General features: G+C 40.8%; 15 protein-coding genes. 5 read left to right on the forward strand and 10 right to left on the reverse strand.

Annotated elements, in window-relative coordinates; all coding sequences use genetic code 11:
* Positions 1 to 27: 27 nt before the first annotated feature.
* The 4 genes from QZ407_RS03995 to msrA all read right to left on the reverse strand — a co-directional run bounded on the left by QZ407_RS03995 (position 28) and on the right by msrA (position 2,849).
* Positions 28 to 366, reverse strand: a complete 339-nt coding sequence (locus QZ407_RS03995) for a hypothetical protein (protein ID WP_157540071.1) — start codon at positions 364 to 366, stop codon at positions 28 to 30.
* An 87-nt stretch (positions 367 to 453) separates the two neighbouring features.
* Positions 454 to 1,320 (reverse strand): aldose 1-epimerase family protein, encoded by an 867-nt coding sequence (locus tag QZ407_RS04000; RefSeq protein WP_295767833.1) that lies wholly within the window; start codon positions 1,318 to 1,320, stop codon positions 454 to 456.
* 68 nt (positions 1,321 to 1,388) lie between these two features.
* Complete coding sequence (locus tag QZ407_RS04005; RefSeq protein WP_295767834.1) at positions 1,389 to 2,189, reverse strand: 5'-nucleotidase, lipoprotein e(P4) family; 801 nt, start codon at positions 2,187 to 2,189, stop codon at positions 1,389 to 1,391.
* A 114-nt stretch (positions 2,190 to 2,303) separates the two neighbouring features.
* Positions 2,304 to 2,849 carry a peptide-methionine (S)-S-oxide reductase MsrA gene (gene msrA / locus QZ407_RS04010; RefSeq protein WP_295767835.1) on the reverse strand — a complete coding sequence of 182 codons (546 nt, stop codon included), beginning with the start codon at positions 2,847 to 2,849 and terminating at the stop codon, positions 2,304 to 2,306.
* Between the two features lie 179 nt (positions 2,850 to 3,028).
* On the opposite strand from msrA, the gene QZ407_RS04015 reads away from it, so the two are divergent.
* The gene (locus QZ407_RS04015) at positions 3,029 to 3,598 is read left to right on the forward strand and encodes a C40 family peptidase (protein WP_295767837.1); all 570 of its coding nucleotides are present in this window, start codon (positions 3,029 to 3,031) and stop codon (positions 3,596 to 3,598) included.
* 72 nt (positions 3,599 to 3,670) lie between these two features.
* Here QZ407_RS04015 and QZ407_RS04020 read toward each other — a convergent pair whose 3' ends face one another.
* The 3 genes from QZ407_RS04020 to recA form a co-directional block, all read right to left on the reverse strand.
* Positions 3,671 to 4,705, reverse strand: a complete 1,035-nt coding sequence (locus QZ407_RS04020) for an aldo/keto reductase (protein WP_295767839.1) — start codon at positions 4,703 to 4,705, stop codon at positions 3,671 to 3,673.
* 88 nt (positions 4,706 to 4,793) lie between these two features.
* Positions 4,794 to 6,029 (reverse strand): hypothetical protein, encoded by a 1,236-nt coding sequence (locus QZ407_RS04025; protein ID WP_295767841.1) that lies wholly within the window; start codon positions 6,027 to 6,029, stop codon positions 4,794 to 4,796.
* Between the two features lie 128 nt (positions 6,030 to 6,157).
* The gene (gene recA / locus QZ407_RS04030; RefSeq protein WP_295767842.1) at positions 6,158 to 7,177 is read right to left on the reverse strand and encodes a recombinase RecA; all 1,020 of its coding nucleotides are present in this window, start codon (positions 7,175 to 7,177) and stop codon (positions 6,158 to 6,160) included.
* Between the two features lie 211 nt (positions 7,178 to 7,388).
* Here recA and QZ407_RS04035 point away from each other — a divergent pair, with 211 nt between their 5' ends.
* Both QZ407_RS04035 and QZ407_RS04040 read left to right on the forward strand, forming a co-directional pair.
* Positions 7,389 to 8,189, forward strand: coding sequence for a methyltransferase, TIGR04325 family (locus tag QZ407_RS04035; protein WP_295767843.1), 801 nt, complete (start codon positions 7,389 to 7,391; stop codon positions 8,187 to 8,189).
* A 94-nt stretch (positions 8,190 to 8,283) separates the two neighbouring features.
* Entirely contained in the window at positions 8,284 to 8,760 is a 477-nt protein-coding gene (locus QZ407_RS04040) for a hypothetical protein (RefSeq protein WP_295767844.1), read from the forward strand.
* A 26-nt stretch (positions 8,761 to 8,786) separates the two neighbouring features.
* Here QZ407_RS04040 and QZ407_RS04045 read toward each other — a convergent pair whose 3' ends face one another.
* From QZ407_RS04045 to QZ407_RS04055, 3 genes are all read right to left on the reverse strand, one after another.
* The gene (locus tag QZ407_RS04045) at positions 8,787 to 10,463 is read right to left on the reverse strand and encodes an alpha-amylase family protein (RefSeq protein ID WP_295767845.1); all 1,677 of its coding nucleotides are present in this window, start codon (positions 10,461 to 10,463) and stop codon (positions 8,787 to 8,789) included.
* A gap of 167 nt (positions 10,464 to 10,630) precedes the next feature.
* The gene (locus QZ407_RS04050) at positions 10,631 to 12,367 is read right to left on the reverse strand and encodes a phospho-sugar mutase (protein ID WP_295767846.1); all 1,737 of its coding nucleotides are present in this window, start codon (positions 12,365 to 12,367) and stop codon (positions 10,631 to 10,633) included.
* Positions 12,368 to 12,532: 165 nt separating this feature from the next.
* Positions 12,533 to 13,402, reverse strand: coding sequence for a DUF5694 domain-containing protein (locus QZ407_RS04055; RefSeq protein ID WP_295767847.1), 870 nt, complete (start codon positions 13,400 to 13,402; stop codon positions 12,533 to 12,535).
* Between the two features lie 82 nt (positions 13,403 to 13,484).
* Here QZ407_RS04055 and QZ407_RS04060 point away from each other — a divergent pair, with 82 nt between their 5' ends.
* Together QZ407_RS04060 and QZ407_RS04065 are read left to right on the forward strand one after the other, a co-directional pair.
* The gene (locus QZ407_RS04060; protein WP_295767848.1) at positions 13,485 to 15,119 is read left to right on the forward strand and encodes an ABC transporter substrate-binding protein; all 1,635 of its coding nucleotides are present in this window, start codon (positions 13,485 to 13,487) and stop codon (positions 15,117 to 15,119) included.
* Between the two features lie 58 nt (positions 15,120 to 15,177).
* Positions 15,178 to 16,668 carry a hypothetical protein gene (locus tag QZ407_RS04065; protein WP_295767849.1) on the forward strand — a complete coding sequence of 497 codons (1,491 nt, stop codon included), beginning with the start codon at positions 15,178 to 15,180 and terminating at the stop codon, positions 16,666 to 16,668.
* Positions 16,669 to 16,710 lie beyond the last annotated feature (42 nt).

The raw sequence follows: 16,710 nt of genomic DNA on the forward strand, positions 1-16,710 counted from the left end.
GTTGTTTTAGAGTGATTGGTATACTGATTATAAAATCAGGATAAGTACTAAAATGATGATAATGATAGCACCTACTGAAAGATAGATACCACCGCTGGTAGCAGCAGCGTTAGCTTCTTTTTTAAGCTCTCTAAGCTCTTTTCTTAACTCTTTGCGCTCAGTTTTGCTTAAGTCAGATTTGTCCATTGCTCTGATCTCGTCAACACGGGCTTTGATTTCTTCTACGCGTGCGTTTCTTTCTTCAACGCTTTTGTTTGCGTAGTACTCTTTGTAATTAACGCCAGCATCAGTGGTAGCTGCGTTTGATGTAAAAGCAACAAAGCTTAACATCAACGTTGTCATAAATAGATAAATAATCTTTTTCATATGATTGTAGATTAATTGAATAATAAACAGATTACCTCCAACAGGTGCGGAATGTTTTAAAAATATTCAATTAACCTCAGGCTAACGTTAAATGCTGATGTAGTATGGCGACTCAAAAACATGTCCTTTTTCGAGTTTTTGTATAGCCGGTTTCAGGCTTATATCATTTGCCGGTACAACATCATCGGCGTACCCAAGCCAGGGTTCAATGCAAACAAAATCGGCACCCGGTTTTGCCCAGATACCTAGGTGTTTATAATGCGGATACTCAACGGTGATTGATTGATCAGACTTTGCAGATTTGATGGTAACCACCTTTGATTGTATGTTCTTAAATACAAGGGCATCGTTGTCAAAAAGGTTACGGGTTAGCGCTAATTTTTTACCTTCAAGTTTCACAGGAGTAGTTTCTCCGGTAAAATATCCCTCGGCCGATAATACATGCGAGTTAAGCTCTTCGGCAACCTCAAACTCAATGAAGTAGTCTTCGTAATTATCACCAGTGTAAAATGGTACATTAAATGCCGGGTGCGCACCCACCGAAAAGTAAATGGCTTTATCGTCAAGATTTATCACCTTGTAAGTGATTCGTAGCGCATTGTCAATAAGGTCATATAATATATGGAAAGCAAATTTGTAAGGGTACACCGCCAGTGTTTGTTCATTGCAATGCAGGACAAGATCAGCATGGTGAGGGTTAGCTTCGGCAATGCTGAAATCAGATTGACGGGCAAACCCGTGTCTTGACAGATTATACGTTGTTCCGTTTACCCTTAACTCATTATTAACTAAACCGCCAACTATAGGAAAAAGATTGGGGGCATGCCAGGGCCATATTTGCTCGTTAGCCTGCCATATCAGTTCAGTTTGTGATGCTTTGTTAATTAACGATATAAGCTGGCCACCCTTACTGCTAATTGAAGCTTTTAGGAATTCGTTTTCTATTGTTACCATAGGATGTTGATGATGATAACGCTAAGTTAAACATTTTCATCATCACCATCACTTATACGGTAGTTGGCTTATTTGTCGGTTATTAGCTTTGCTTTAATTATCGAATCTTTTTGTGCGGCTTTAAGCCCGTAATTGAAGTTGAACAGTGCGCCTTCCCAATCACCGTATGACGGGTTGGGCAGTATGATATATTTGTTTCCGAACTTTCCCGAAAGCTTAGCAGTAACGTCGTTGCGCTTTTGCTCGGTGGGGTGGTTATCGTATAACGCATCAAAGTCGGGCAAATTGTCGCCGCATAAAAGCACGATATCATAGCCCTTGAGTACATCCAATCGTCTTGGCTCCTTGCTCGATGTGCCAGCTTTAAGGACTACATGCTCGTTGTCAGCAAAAGGCATGTTAAACTTCTGAAGATTTTTGACTGTGCCCGCCCGCTCATCTTCATCGCGGTTGGTTATATAAAATATGGCAACGCCCTTGCTTGCTGCATATTTGAAAAATGCCGGAGCTCCGGCAACGGTATCGCACGCAGCTTTAGCGGTCCATTGTTTCCAAGTAGCTGGGTCATATTCCAAGTTCTTTATAGCGCGTGATGCATCATAAGGGCTATTGTCAAGCACAGTTTCATCAATGTCGGTTACTATGGCTAATGGTTTATTGTTTTTTTTAGCCAGCGCTTCATCAAGCCTGAGTTTGGCCAGGTTGTAGGCTTGAAAGCATAGCGCCTTATACTCGGCCGACCGCTGCTGCCATAAAGATGACCAAACCTTACTATTGTTTGTAACAGATGTTTGCTGCACTGCTTGTTTGGTTGTCGTGCAAGAGGCCAACACAATGCCAAGCATGCCAATAAAGAATTTCTTACTCATGAGCACTTTGCTTTAAAGCGCAAAGTTATAGGATACTTTTAATAAGTATAGTAGTGCACCCATCTGATTAAAAAGCTTACCGTAATAATTACATGATTAGATTCCCCACCTCCTTCAAACAGCTCCAGCCTTAACCTTTTCAGTAAACTTCCGAGCAAATTTGTTGAGCTTAGGTTGTATTACAAAGGTGCAGTATGGCTTGTATGTATTGTTATTGAAATAATTTTGATGGTATGATTCGGCAGTGTAAAGTGTACCAACCGGACTAATTTCAGTTGCTATTGGGTTGCTGTAAATACCTTCATTTGTAAGTTGCGCAACCATCTCTTTGGCTTGTTGCTCTTGCTCCTTATTATGGTAGTAAATAACCGAACGGTATTGTGTTCCCACATCATTTCCTTGCCGGTTCGGGGTTGTGGCGTCGTGTGTCTCAAAAAAAACAAAGAGTAAATCATTATAACTTACTTCATCTGCATCAAATTCAACTTCAACAACCTCGGCGTGTCCTGTTTTTCCACCACAAATTTGCTCATAAGTAGGGTTTTCTACTTCTCCGCCCATATAGCCCGAAACTACCGACCTCACACCTTTAATTATCTGAAATATAGCTTCAGTACACCAAAAACAGCCTCCGCCAAATGTTGCCTTTTGTAAGTTCATGCCGTGGCAATGCTAAAAGCATGCCACTGGTGACATTTTTGTAATTGTGGGTTAAATAATGTGAGTGATTCGAAATTGATCTATGATAGACATGTCCACAATTCACACCATATTAAATGGCCGAATTTATAATAGCTGTTATGGCTCTAACTTTTTAACTTCAAACGTGTTAGCTAAAAATGCCGATCGTTTACAAAACTTATTTATTTGCAGCTGTAATACTGTTTTACTCTTGCGGTCAAAACAATACTTTGCAAGAAAATTACATTCCAAAAGATAACGAACCTGCTGTAAAACCCATTATAGTCGACGATCGACAGCCCAAGGTTACTATTAACACAGGTACTACCAAGCCTGCTGAGCTAATAGCCTATGCAAAAACTCTGATAGGGATTCCATATAAGTATGGTTCGCTTAAACCTGATGAGGGATTTGATTGCTCAGGTTTTATTACTTATGTATTTAACCATTTCAATATAGCAGTTCCACGGTCGTCAGTTGATTTTACCTACGTAAATCAGGAGATATCTATAAGCCAGGCTAAACCCGGTGATTTGATATTGTTTACCGGCACCGATAGTACAAAGCGGGTGGTAGGCCATATGGGTATTCTTACTCAAACCGGTGCTGAACCTATATTTATTCATTCAACATCGGGCAAGGCTAACGGCGTTACCGAAACACCTTTAAATTCATATTACCAGGGCAGGTATGTTAAGACACTTCGCATTTTTAAGAAAGATTATTAATAATGCATAAACTGGCTACTATGGCCCATATAAAAAAGCCCGCCTCAATATGGATTTGAGGCGGGCTTTTTTTTACTTGTAAAAGTTTGGCAACGGATTAAGCTTAGTATTTTGACGCTGATGCCAATATGGATAAACGGCAGGTATTTCGCTTGCTGCATCAAGTTTTTTTATTTGCTCAATGTTTAAGTTCCAACCTACAGCTTCGAGATTTTGCTTTAACTGTTCCTCGTTACGTGCACCAATAATAATGTTAGCCACCGTAGGGCGTTGCAATACCCAGTTCAGCGCAACTTGCGCAACCGATTTTCCTGTTTCTTCTGCAACCTCGTCTAGTGCATCCACAATAGTATATAAGCGCTCCATGTTGGTTTCAGGACCATGTGAACCTCCCTGGCTGCGGCGGTTATCTTGCGGTATTGGCTGGCCACGACGGAACTTACCGCCCAATTGGCCTGATGCCAACGGGCTCCAAACAATAGTGCTTACATTTTGATCAATACCCAAAGGCATTAATTCCCATTCAAACTCCCTGTCGAGCAAAGAATAGTAAGCCTGATGTGCTATGTACCGTGCCCAGCCATAACGTTCAGATACTGACAGTGACTTCATTAAATGCCAGCCCGAAAAGTTGGAGCAGGCAATATAACGCACTTTGCCACTGGTTATCAAATCATCAAGGGCTTTCAGGGTCTCTTCAACCGGCGTGTTACCATCAAACCCATGCAGGTGGTATATATCTATATGATCTGTTTTTAAACGGCGTAGGCTTGCCTCGGCCTGCTCAAGCAAGTGGAAGCGAGACGAACCAAAATCATTAGGCCCCGATCCCATAGGAAAAGTAGCCTTAGTAGAAATAAGTACTTTGTTGCGTAGTCCTTCAAGTGCCTGACCTAAAATTTCTTCTGATACGCCATGCGAGTACACGTTTGCTGTGTCGAAAAAATTAACACCTGCATCAAGGCAAAGGTTTATTAATTGCTTCGCTTCATTTAATTGGGTATTTCCCCAAGCTTTGAAAAACTCATTGCCACCGCCAAAGGTTGCTGTACCAAAGCTTAAAACCGGTACATGTAAACCCGACGCACCTAATTGCCTGTATTCCATAGTATGTAGTTTTGTTTTAATGGTGTCAAAGTAACACTATGTTTTTAAATATTTGTCAGGCATTTTTCAGTTATAATACAGGATTATGTCAATAAGCCTTAGTGAGCCTGTAACGCAATCCAAAATCAAAATGTCTTCCGGTAAGGAAAAATTGATCGTACAGCATAACCCAGTTAGAATACGTGAAGTTACCGTAAATGTCTAATCTCTTATTCAGCGTTACGCCCAATTGCAATGGGGTAGAAGTCCAGGAGCTTTGTAAGTTTTTAAGATCATTAAACTGGGATAAATTGCGCTTAAAAGTTATTTTGCTTGAGGTTCCGTAATTTAATGACAAACCAACTCCTGCAAAAAGCCTGAAACGGTTACTGTTGATGATATTATACGTAATGTTTGGAATGGCAGAAAAGTAATAATGGTCAATTTTGTAGCTGTACTCATTGATAATATTTGTTGCACCTACCTGTACCGTTTTGTTGAAACGTGGCTTTACACCTGTGAAAGCAAAATCTAATTTAAAGCGTAGGTTTTTAAGGATACGGTGATCAGAAAGTTCAATTCCCGCTAAAACACGTGGAAGGTAGGACCATGACGTTTCTCCGGCAAATACACTGTTGCCATATAAACCTGATTTTGCTGCGTTTAAGCTAACGCCGGCGTGTATGCCTACAACAAAGCTTTTCTCTTCAACTTTATTGTCTTTATTCATCAACTTAAGCACACGCGTAAGGCTGCTTGACGTAAATGTGGTATTATCAATAAGCGCCATAGTTTCAAGGTTGTTGCTATAGCGGTTTGCTGCGTTTTTAAGTGTTTGCTTATACATTTCGGCTGTTCGCACGGTACGGCTACCATCAATGTTAGCGTAGTACTGGTAATATATCAGCTCAGTTGCAGCGGTGTTGTTTTCGGTTAAAAAGTAACGGTGTTTTGTTGCATCCTCTTGTTCGGCTAAACCAACGTTGTCTCCAATATAAGTTACTTTTAAAAATATTTGCTGCTGTTGTGTAGTGGTATCTATTGCGGGCGATATATCCGGAAATTTGTTTTTATCCATTGATACTTTGCCCGAGTAAGTAATAAAAGTGGCAGCGTTAAGCACGTTGATCGCTTTAACATCGGTAGTGGTGTAAACAACCGGCGTTTTCTGATCGGGGTTAGCTTTAAATTCAAAATACTTTGGTGTTGAATTCTGCAAACGATAGTTAATGAGGCCTTTTAGTGTATCACCGTTGCTTTTAACTACATAGCCCGGCAGGTATTTTGTCTGTGCAAAAATTGCTGATGGCAAAAGCATCAGTAACAGAAGTTTTATCCTGTTCATTTAAATGTTGTGATAAGTGTTTATGCGTACCAAGATATGATATTGCATCAACTATCATGGAAAGTATGGAAACAAAAAAAGCCACTCTGCACGCAGCAAGAGTGGCTAAATAAAAACTATACTAAATCTTAATCTTCTTCAGGTGTAAATTCTTCACCCGAAACAACTTCCTTAATCTTGTTTTCCAGTTCTTCTGCAAGCTCAGGGTTGTCAATAATCAGTTGTTTAACGGCATCACGGCCTTGTCCTAAACGGCTGTCGCCGTAGCTAAACCATGAACCTGCTTTTTTAATAATGCTGTGCTCAACACCCAGGTCAATAATTTCACCTGCTTTGGAAATACCTTCGCCAAACATGATATCAAATTCGGCTAGGCGGAATGGAGGAGCGACCTTGTTTTTAACGATCTTAACCTTTACACGGTTACCTGATACCTCATCGGTATCTTTAATTTGTGATATACGGCGTACATCCAAACGTACCGAAGCGTAAAATTTAAGGGCGTTACCACCGGTAGTAGTTTCCGGGTTACCAAACATAACGCCAATTTTATCGCGCAGCTGATTGATAAATATACAGCAGCAACCGGTTTTGCTAATGGTACCGGTAAGCTTACGCAAGGCTTGCGACATTAAGCGGGCCTGTAAACCCATTTTAGAGTCGCCCATTTCGCCTTCAATTTCACCTTTTGGTACAAGGGCCGCAACCGAGTCAATAACTAATATATCAATAGCTCCTGAACGAATCAGGTTATCAGCAATTTCTAAAGCCTGCTCACCATTGTCTGGTTGAGAGATTAATAAATTTTCAACATCAACACCCAGCTTTTGAGCATAAAAACGGTCAAAAGCGTGCTCAGCGTCAATAAATGCAGCAATGCCGCCTTTTTTCTGAGCCTCTGCAATAGCGTGTATGGCCAAAGTGGTTTTACCTGAAGATTCCGGACCGTAAATTTCGATTACACGGCCTTTTGGTAAACCGCCAACACCTAAAGCTAAATCAAGTGTTAATGAGCCTGTAGGTATTACTTCAATGGGTTCGATAACGGTATCGCCCAATTTCATAATGGTACCTTTACCGTATGATTTTTCCAGCTTATCTAATGTAAGCTGTAGTGCTTTTAATTTATCTGCGTTTACGTTACTCATCGTGTTTATATTGTATACAAATATAAGAAGTAAATAATTAAATACTAAAAAAATTAGTAAATATTTTTAATTGTTGCTTTTTATTTTAGTGCTTGTGAATATAGCATAATTAAGCTTGAATTGTTTGATGCTGATTGTTTATAAAGCGCTCAATTTACCGTGGCTAAATATTTGCACAAGTATAAGCCTTACAAAACAACACATGCCATTTATGTCGCTTAAAAAAGGAGATTTTGTTCCGGCTATAGTTAAACGCATTATGAGGTACAGCGCCCGCTACGGCTGGCACGGTAACTATAAGAGCTGGCAGCAGGCGCTACAACAAACCACAGGCTATAATGCGCAAAGTGTGTTGCGGCGGGTTAGTGAAGCCGCGTTAAAAGTTAAAAATGGTGAGGCTAAGTATGAATGCGATGGTATAGCCCAGCAACAAGTGGAGATATTTTACCCCATTTTATCCTCATTGTTGTGGATAGCATCGCAAAATAATAATCAATTGAGCGTGGTAGATTATGGCGGTTCGCTAGGCACATCGTACAGGCAAAACCTACCCTTTCTTAAACATTTAAATTTATTGCAGTGGCATTTGGTAGAGCAGGAAATGTTTGTTGATGAAGGTAAGCGCAATTTTGAAAATGAGCATCTGAAATTTTATTACTCGCTGGATGAAGTGCTTGTAAAAAGTGAGCCTCAGTTGTTGATGTTCAGCAGTTCATTACAATATATGGAAGCACCGTATAAGCTTTTAAATGAAGTTAAGCAAAGTAGTATACCTTATCTTATAATTGACCGTACTGCGTATATAGACCGACCAGAGGATCGCTTAACCATACAAAAAGTGCCACCAGCGTTTTATGATGCTTCATACCCGTGCTGGTTTTTCAGCCAGCAAAAAATGAATGACTTTTTAAAAGATACTTTTGAAGAAGTGTTTAGTTTTGAATCGGGGCAAAAGGTAGCACTGGGGCTAAACGAACTTAATTATACCGGCAAGTTGTGGAAGCGTAAATAGCTTAATTATGGTAATTGTTAAAAATAGTTAAAGGATTAAAACAGAATGTAGCTAAGTGCTAATTTGGTTGTGAAATACTTCATCATTTAGCCTTATGCCAAATTACGGTTCATTTAATCCAAACCTTGTTTTTAACAAGAAACTCATTTGTGAATATACGTTAGGGGCAGCTTTGACTGCATCTATGCTGCTAGGCTTAAGTGCCTTTAAAATGCCAAATAAAAGACTTATCAAACATTTTAGTTTGGGCAAATACGACTATAGTTTATACCAAGAAGATTACTACGTTCATGATGGAAATGTAGATGGGGCTTTTTTTGTAGTTTACCGTGCCGGTCAAACGAGAAGTTTGTGCAGCGCCTGGATGAAAGCCAGCCGTAACAAAGTTTTGCTCACTAAAGGCACCCATACCATTAGCCGGGATGGAATTACATTTACAGAGGTTTACTTTGATCACCACAGACGTTTAGACTCAATGACGAAAGCTTTTACTGCCGATGACATGGGCAATTTGCACTTGCACGAGGTGAAGGAATATCATGATGGGCAAGTAAAGAAAACGTTTTATTGAATAAATATCGAAGTTTAGTTTGCTGCCTACTGCTCCTTGAAACCATACCATTTATATTCATAGCCACCTAATGCTAAGGTCAGGCGTCCATCTTTTATCTGGACTTTTTCTGCAGAATTAATTGCATTTTCAGCAATTGGGGCGCTAGTGTCATTTCTGGTAATTTCAACTTTCTCCAAATGCCGTTTGCTGAAATTATGTACAACAATTGATTTGCGGCCCTCATAAGTATACTCAATGGCCAATACTTCATCTGTGCCTGTATCTAACACATTCCATGCGCCCAAGCCAATTTCCGGATGGGATTTACGGGCAGCAATTAGCTGCTTTATTTTGCTAAGCAAAGACTGTGAATTTTTTGATTGCAGATCAACGTTAACTGCCTGGTAACGATATTCACCCATATTAATCAAAGGTCGGTAGGGCTTATTCCCGCTGGTGAATCCTGCGTTAGCGCCAGACGACCATTGCATAGGTGTGCGTACCGAAAGCCGTTCCTGAAGCGTAAGATCATCGCCCATGCCGATTTCCTCGCCATATCTTATTACAGGCGTTCCGGGAAGCGAAAATAGCAGACTATAGCAAAGCTCAAGTTTTTTAGCATCATTAATCATGGGCGCCAGGCGTCGGCGTATACCACGGTCATAAAGCTGCATGCTCTTCTCGGGGCCAAACTTTTCATAAACTTTGTTCCGTTCTTTGCTGCTTAAGCGCCCAAGATCTATTTCATCATGGTTGCGCATAAAGTATGCCCATTGCGATTCGGCCGGCTTTTCATGTGTTTTTTGCAAAGCCTCTTTAAAGGTGCTTACATGTTCATCAGCCAGTGAATAAAAAAGGTATTGGTTGGCATAGAAGTTAAACATGAGTTGCAAACGACTGCCGTGCACTCCAAAAAAGACTTTATTTTTATCAGGTGCTACGTTGGCTTCACCTAATAAAATGGCATCTGGATTTAGCTTTTTAACCGTAGCATTCAGGTTGCTAAGAATATTATACATAGGTTGGGCATCGTCACCCTCGGCAGGTTTATCAATAATAAAGGGTACGGCATCTAGCCTGAAACCATCAAGCCCCTGATTAAGCCAGTAAGTCAAAATCTTTTTTCCTTCGGCCTGCACCTCTTTGTTTTCAAAATTTAAATCGGGCTGAAAGTCATAGAACCGGTGAAAGTAATACCTTTTGGCTACCTCATCATAAGTCCAGGTTTCGTTTTGCACGCCTGGGAAGGCCATGCCCTCGTCAAAGTTTTTTGGCTTTGCTTTTGACCATACATACCAATTAAAATATTTGGAGGTGCTATCTAATCGGGCCTTTTGGTACCATGGGTGGCTGTTTGAGGTGTGGTTAAGCACCACATCCATCACCACTTTAATACCGGCTTTGTGAGCCGCCTTAATAAATGAATCAAAATCTTCTTTAGTGCCTATTTTAGCATCGATGCCGTAGTAGTCCATAACATCGTATCCATCGTCACGATACGAGGTGGGTTGGAAAGGCGCCAGCCACACGGCATCAACGCCAAGAGATTTTAAGTAGGGAATTTTTTGGGTAAGTCCGTTAAAATCGCCTATTCCATCACCGTCACTATCTTTAAATACACGTACCTCAACATTGTAAATGATGCTGTTCATGTACCAGCGATTAGCACTTACTGTTTGCTCTTTCTTTTCGCCATTGCTGCAGGCAGAAATAAGCGCCATGAGGCACATAATAGATAAGTTGACACAGTAGCGAACGTAATTTAAAACCATAAGCGCTTATAAGTATGTATATACAATAAAGCGCATACTTCATAATTGTTTATCTACCAACAAAAAATCCCGGAACTGAGGCCCCGGGATTCCGATATTTTAACAAGTAAAGAACGTTAAACGCCCAAATCTTGCATAATGGTTTTCAGCTTTTCATCGAGTTGCTTTTCAGTTTCGTGGAATGCCTCTTTGCTGGCCAGCTTGGTGTTCACGCTGCAGTAAAACTTAATTTTAGGTTCGGTACCAGATGGGCGTGCCGAAATTATACTACCATCTTCGGTGATAAACTGCAACACGTCAGATTTTGGTAAATCAATTGGTGTTACATTGTTTGAAGTAAGGTCGGTTTCTTTGCGCAGTTCGTAATCTTTCAACGCAATTACTTTAGAGCCACCTAATGTAGCAGGAGGATTAGTGCGGTACTGCTCCATCATGGCCTTAATTTCTTCGGCGCCGGTTTTTCCTTTTTTGGTGATTGAAATAAGCGTTTCTTTATAGAAACCATATTTCAGATAAGTATCTACCAAAGCCTCAAACAGGCTGCTGCCCTTGTCTTTGTAAAATGCAGTCATTTCGGCAATAAATGCTGCCGACACCACGGCATCCTTATCACGCACAATGTCGCCAATTAAATAACCGTAGCTTTCTTCACCACCACCAATAAAGGTTTTTTCACCTTCGAATTTGGTCATCAATTCGCCAATGTATTTAAAGCCTGTAAGGGTGTTGTAGCATTCTACGCCTTTATCTTTAGCAATGGCATCAATAAGATATGAGGTTACAATGGTTTTAACAATGTACTCTTTACCGGTAAACTTGCCTTTCTCTTCCCACGCCGATAGCAGGTAGTTGATTAGCTGGGTTGCAACCTGGTTACCGTTAAGTAAAACTACTTCGCCTTTGTCATTTTTAACTGCAATGCCCACACGGTCAGCATCAGGGTCGGTAGCCATAACCAGGTCGGCATCAATTTCTTTGGCTTTTTCCATAGCCAGGTTAAGGGCTTCTTTTTCTTCAGGGTTAGGGTAAACCACGGTAGGGAAGTTGCCATCAGGAGTAGCCTGCGATTCAAGCACGGTTACGTTTTCAAAACCAAATTGCTCCAGTGCCTTAGGTACCAGGGTAACGCCGGTACCGTGTAACGGTGAGTAAACTATTTTAAGATCTTTCTGACGTTTGATAGCCTCCGGCGATACAGAAAGAGCTGTAATTTTATCCAGATATAGCCGATCTATTTCCTCACCAATTAACTCAATATTAGCTTCGTTGCGCGTAAACTTAACATCATCAACACTGCTTATGGCAGCTACTTCGTCCATTACGGCTTTATCATGAGGGGCAACAAACTGGCCGCCATCTTCACCGTAAGCTTTATAGCCATTGTATTCTTTTGGGTTGTGTGATGCCGTAAGCATAACACCGCTCTTACAACCTAAGTGGCGTACCGCAAATGAAAGCTCCGGCGTTGGGCGCAAAGCTTTAAAAAAGTATACATATATGTCATTAGCCGAAAACACATCGGCAGTAATGCCGGCAAGTACATCAGAGTTGTTACGGCTATCGTGTGCAATAGCTACTTTGATTTTTTCGCCCGGATAGGTTTTTTTAAGATAATTGGCCAGGCCTTGCGTAGCCGCGCCAATAGTGTATTTGTTAATGCGGTTTGAACCCGGACCCATTAAACCGCGAAGACCGCCCGTTCCGAATTCAAGATCTTTGTAAAATGAATCGGTAAGGTCGGTATAAGCTTTATCATCAATTAATTTTTGCACCTGTTGCTTAACATCGGCATCATAATTTCCCTTAAGCCAGGCGTTAGCCTTATCTAAAATGGCTGGATCTAATTCTTGCATATGGATTGTGATTTGAAGTATTGTTGTACGTTCAAATATGGTAAAAAAACGGAGTTTTTATGTTTTACCCTGTTTGATAATACTAAATGTTGTAATGATACAAACAGCAGGTTAAATTGTGTGCATTAAATGATTAAAGTTTTATAAAGCGATAATAATGTCTTCTTATTTCAAATACCGGCTTACAGGCACCACCGTAAAAGCAGGATCATTTTCAAAAATTTTAGATAACACTGCTGCATGGCGTTGCCCCATTATAACTAATATGCGCTTGCCCTTTGTAGCCTGCTGCACACTTAAAATGTTGCTGAATATTTTAAGTTCCCGGTTGTAAAAGATGGAGATATATTCAGCCCCGATGTATCTCTTATCTACATGCGCGCTGTCAACTGAGGCATCAAGCTTACCAAAGGTACCATTGGTAACTCTTGCCGGATTAATAAACAATGTATGATAAGTGAGTGCATAAGTTTCGGGCGAGTTTATCTTAAGCAGGTATTGTTTTAAATTGATGACGTTATCTTTCAACTGCTTATCAACCGAACGCCCGAAATTTGAAAAGGCCGATAAACCTTCAGTAAAAAACTGTAAGCCTTCTCCTTCCTTAAGTAACCGTGTTGAAAGACCGTTATAATAATCAACACCAAATACCTGGTTAAGGCCCAAAGTTTTGGCAAGATTAAAGCCAAACTGGTAGGCTTCGGCCCGGCCATAATTGAGTTGAGCAAAGTTAAGCTTGCCGGCTCTAAATAGATTATACAAGCTGTCAACGGTGTGTTGCTCGGCAGGTTCGCGTTCAATTAAAACCAGGTCGGGCTTGTAAAGTGCCAGCTGGCGGTTTATTTCAGCAACATCTTTTTGACGATTAGGGCTGAACAAGTCAGTAGAAGGTGCTTGTTTGTAAAAAGCTTCCTGCCCAAAGTGGTTGCAACCCAAAAACATAATATTGGTTTTGGCATTAGTTGAAATGGCCTGACCTTTTACAACAGCCGTAATGGAGGTGCAAATGAGTATAGCTAAACGTAAAAGTTTCATTGTTGTATTTAAAAGGATAGAGCAATAATTACAAAGGTTGTTACAAACCAAAATTGATTAAATTAATTGCATATTTAACGCAATGTATACAAAAGTGCATAGAGTTTTATGGCTGTTATTTGTAGTATTCCTGGGGGCATGTAAACCAGGAGATAATACCTCAAATAAAACCATATTTAATATTAACCTCGATCAGGGTCTTACCTCTATGGATCCGGCTTTTGCGCGCAATCAAAACGCATTATGGATAGACAACCAGCTTTATAACGGCTTGGTTCAAATTGATGATAGCCTGCATATAAAGCCATGTATAGCTAAAAAATGGGAGCTATCGCCCAATGGTTTGCTTTATACCTTTCACCTGCGTACAGATGTGTACTTTCATGATGATGCTCAGTTTGCAGCAGGCAAGGGTCGCCGCGCAACCGCTGCCGATTTTGTATACAGCTTCGGCAGGTTGATTGATCCGAAAGTAGCATCATCCGGTTCGTGGATTTTTAGTGATAAAGTAATTGGAAAGGAGTCATTTATTGCGCTTAATGATACCACATTTCAAATAAAACTAAAGCAGCCGTTTCCGCCTATGTTGAGTTTACTTACCGCACAATATTGTTCGGTTGTTGCGCATGAGGTTGTTGAGCATTACGGAAAAGACTTTCGCAGCCACCCGGTTGGAACAGGCCCTTTTAAATTTAAGTATTGGAAAGAAGGTGAGGTGCTGGCATTACTTAAAAATGAACGCTACTGGGAAAGAGGTGCACACGGCGAACACCTGCCGCATTTAGATGCTGTAAGGTCAACCTTTATAAGCGATAAGCAAACAGCCTTCATGGAGTTCATCAAGCATAAGCTCGATTTTTTTAATGGTATTGATGGTAGTTATCGTGATGATATACTCACCAAAAGCGGACGTATTACCAGCAAATACCGCGGGCGCTTTAAAATGTATACAGCCCCTTTTTTAAATACAGAATATCTGGGTATATTAATAGATACCAGTATTAGCATTGTTAAGCAATCGCCGCTTAAGATGCTTAAGGTGCGGCAAGCTATAAATTATGGTATAAATAAAGCCCGCATGGTTAAGTACTTGCGTAATAGTACAGGTGCCCCCGGCTATGCAGGGTTTATTCCGCAAGGAATGCCCGGTTTTGATAGTACAGCAGTGCATGGATATCATTACCACCCCCAAAAGGCTAAGCGTTTACTGGCAGAAGCAGGTTTTGCTAACGGTAAAAACCTGCCCGAGGTAGTGTTGAGTACCACCACAAGCTATCGTGATTTAATAGAATACATTCAGGGCGAATTGCAGCAAATTGGTATACGTACCAGGGTTGAATTGGTGCAGGGTGCAAGCTTGCGCGAACTAATAGCAAAAAACGGGGTGAACTTTTTCCGTGCCTCCTGGATAGCCGATTACCCTGATGCTGAAAATTATCTTTCGGTTTTTTACGGCAAAAACAAAATTCCTTTTGGACCAAATTATACCGGCTTTCATAATAAACAGTTTGATGCTTTGTTTGAACAGGCATACAACGTTGCCGATGACCGGCAACGCTTTAAGCTTTATCAACAAATGGATAAACTGGTAATGCAACAGGCTCCGGTAGTAATTCTTTATTATGATAAGCTGGTAAACTTATATCAAAATAACATTACCGGGTATCATGTTAACGCGCAAAACCTACTGGTTTTAAAGGATGTGAAGAAGAGATAGATTGAGCTTTTAAAATGTTATACATTTCAACTGTACTCAAATAACTTTAACAATTATAATGGCATCTCTAAAAAAAATACCTCACCCTTTAGCTATTTTAATGGCGGTGGTTGTGCTAGCTGCTATTGCTACATGGCTTGTGCCTGCAGGCAAATTTGACACGCTTAGCTATACCGACAAATCTTTTACACTAACCAACAGTAACAAAGCAATTGCGTTGCCTGCTACACAAAAAACGTTAGATAGCCTGCACATAAGCGCACCACTGAGTGCTTTTGAGCAGGGCACTATACGTAAGCCGGTGTCAGTGCCCGGCACTTATCACAAACTTCCGCAAAATGGCAGAGGTTTGCTGAGTATTGTGCAAGCGCCTATACAGGGTATTTATGATACCATTGACATTATTTTGTTCATACTCCTTATTGGCGGATTTATAGAAGTGTTTAATGCAACAGGAGCGTTAGAAGCCGGCTTAAAGTCATTGTCTGTTAAAATGAAAGGGCGCGAAGGGTGGCTTATTATCATACTAACTTTTTTGCTTGCTTTTGGCGGGGCCTCGTTTGGTATGGCTGAGGAAGGCTTTGCCTTTTATCCCGTATTGGTTCCATTGTTTCTGGCGGCAGGTTATGATTTATTGGTGCCGGTGGCTGTTATTTTTGGGGGTACGCAGTTGGGTACACTCTCTTCGTTTTCTAATCCTTTTTCAACTATAATAGCATCAAATGCTTGCGGTATAAGTTGGACTGACGGCATTAGCGGAAGGCTTGCTATGTTTGTGCTGTCGGGCGGCATTTACATCTTTTACCTTTTGAGATATGCTCATAAAATTAAGGCAAACCCTGCTGCTTCACTGGTATTAAAAATTGATGGTGTGGTTAACAGCCCATTCCCGCAGCTAAATGTATCACGCAGTGAAAGTAAGCTTCAAGGAAAAAATATTCTTTTGTTGGTGGTTTTCTTTTTTGCCTTTGCCATCATGATAACCGGAGTTATAAAGCTGGGTTGGTGGCTGCCTGAAATGACGGCAGTTTTTTTGGTGGCTTCCTTAGTTATAGGAGTTATACAGCGTATGGCGCAGGAAGATTTTATTAAAACCTTTATAAAGGGGGCGGAGGCTTTACTGGGCGTAGCGTTTATTATAGGTACCGCACGCGGGGTAACCGCTATTTTAGAAAGCGGGCATATAAGTGATACCATTGTTTACGAAGCATCGCGCCTGATAAGTGGTATGCCATCAGGCGTGTTTATTGTTTTGCTACTGCTCATGTTCTGTGTGTTTACCTTGTTTATTGCCAGTACATCGGGTATGGCGGTAGTAACCATGCCTATAATCGGAGCGTTGGCAACGGCGGCCCATATACCCGGGCGTGATATCGTAAACAGTTACCTTTTTGGTATGGGAATAATGGGTTTTTTAACACCAACCGGCTTATTACTTCCCTCCCTTGCACTGGTGGGAGTAGGGGTAAAAACATGGGTTAAATTCATATGGCCTGTACTTGCCATTTTAATGCTGGTGTGTATAGCTTATCTCATTGTTGGTGTGTAGTTACTTGCCAATTAGCAGGCCAACAAGTGTGCAACAATTTAA

Source organism: uncultured Mucilaginibacter sp., from assembly GCF_913773635.1.
Lineage (GTDB): Bacteria > Bacteroidota > Bacteroidia > Sphingobacteriales > Sphingobacteriaceae > Mucilaginibacter.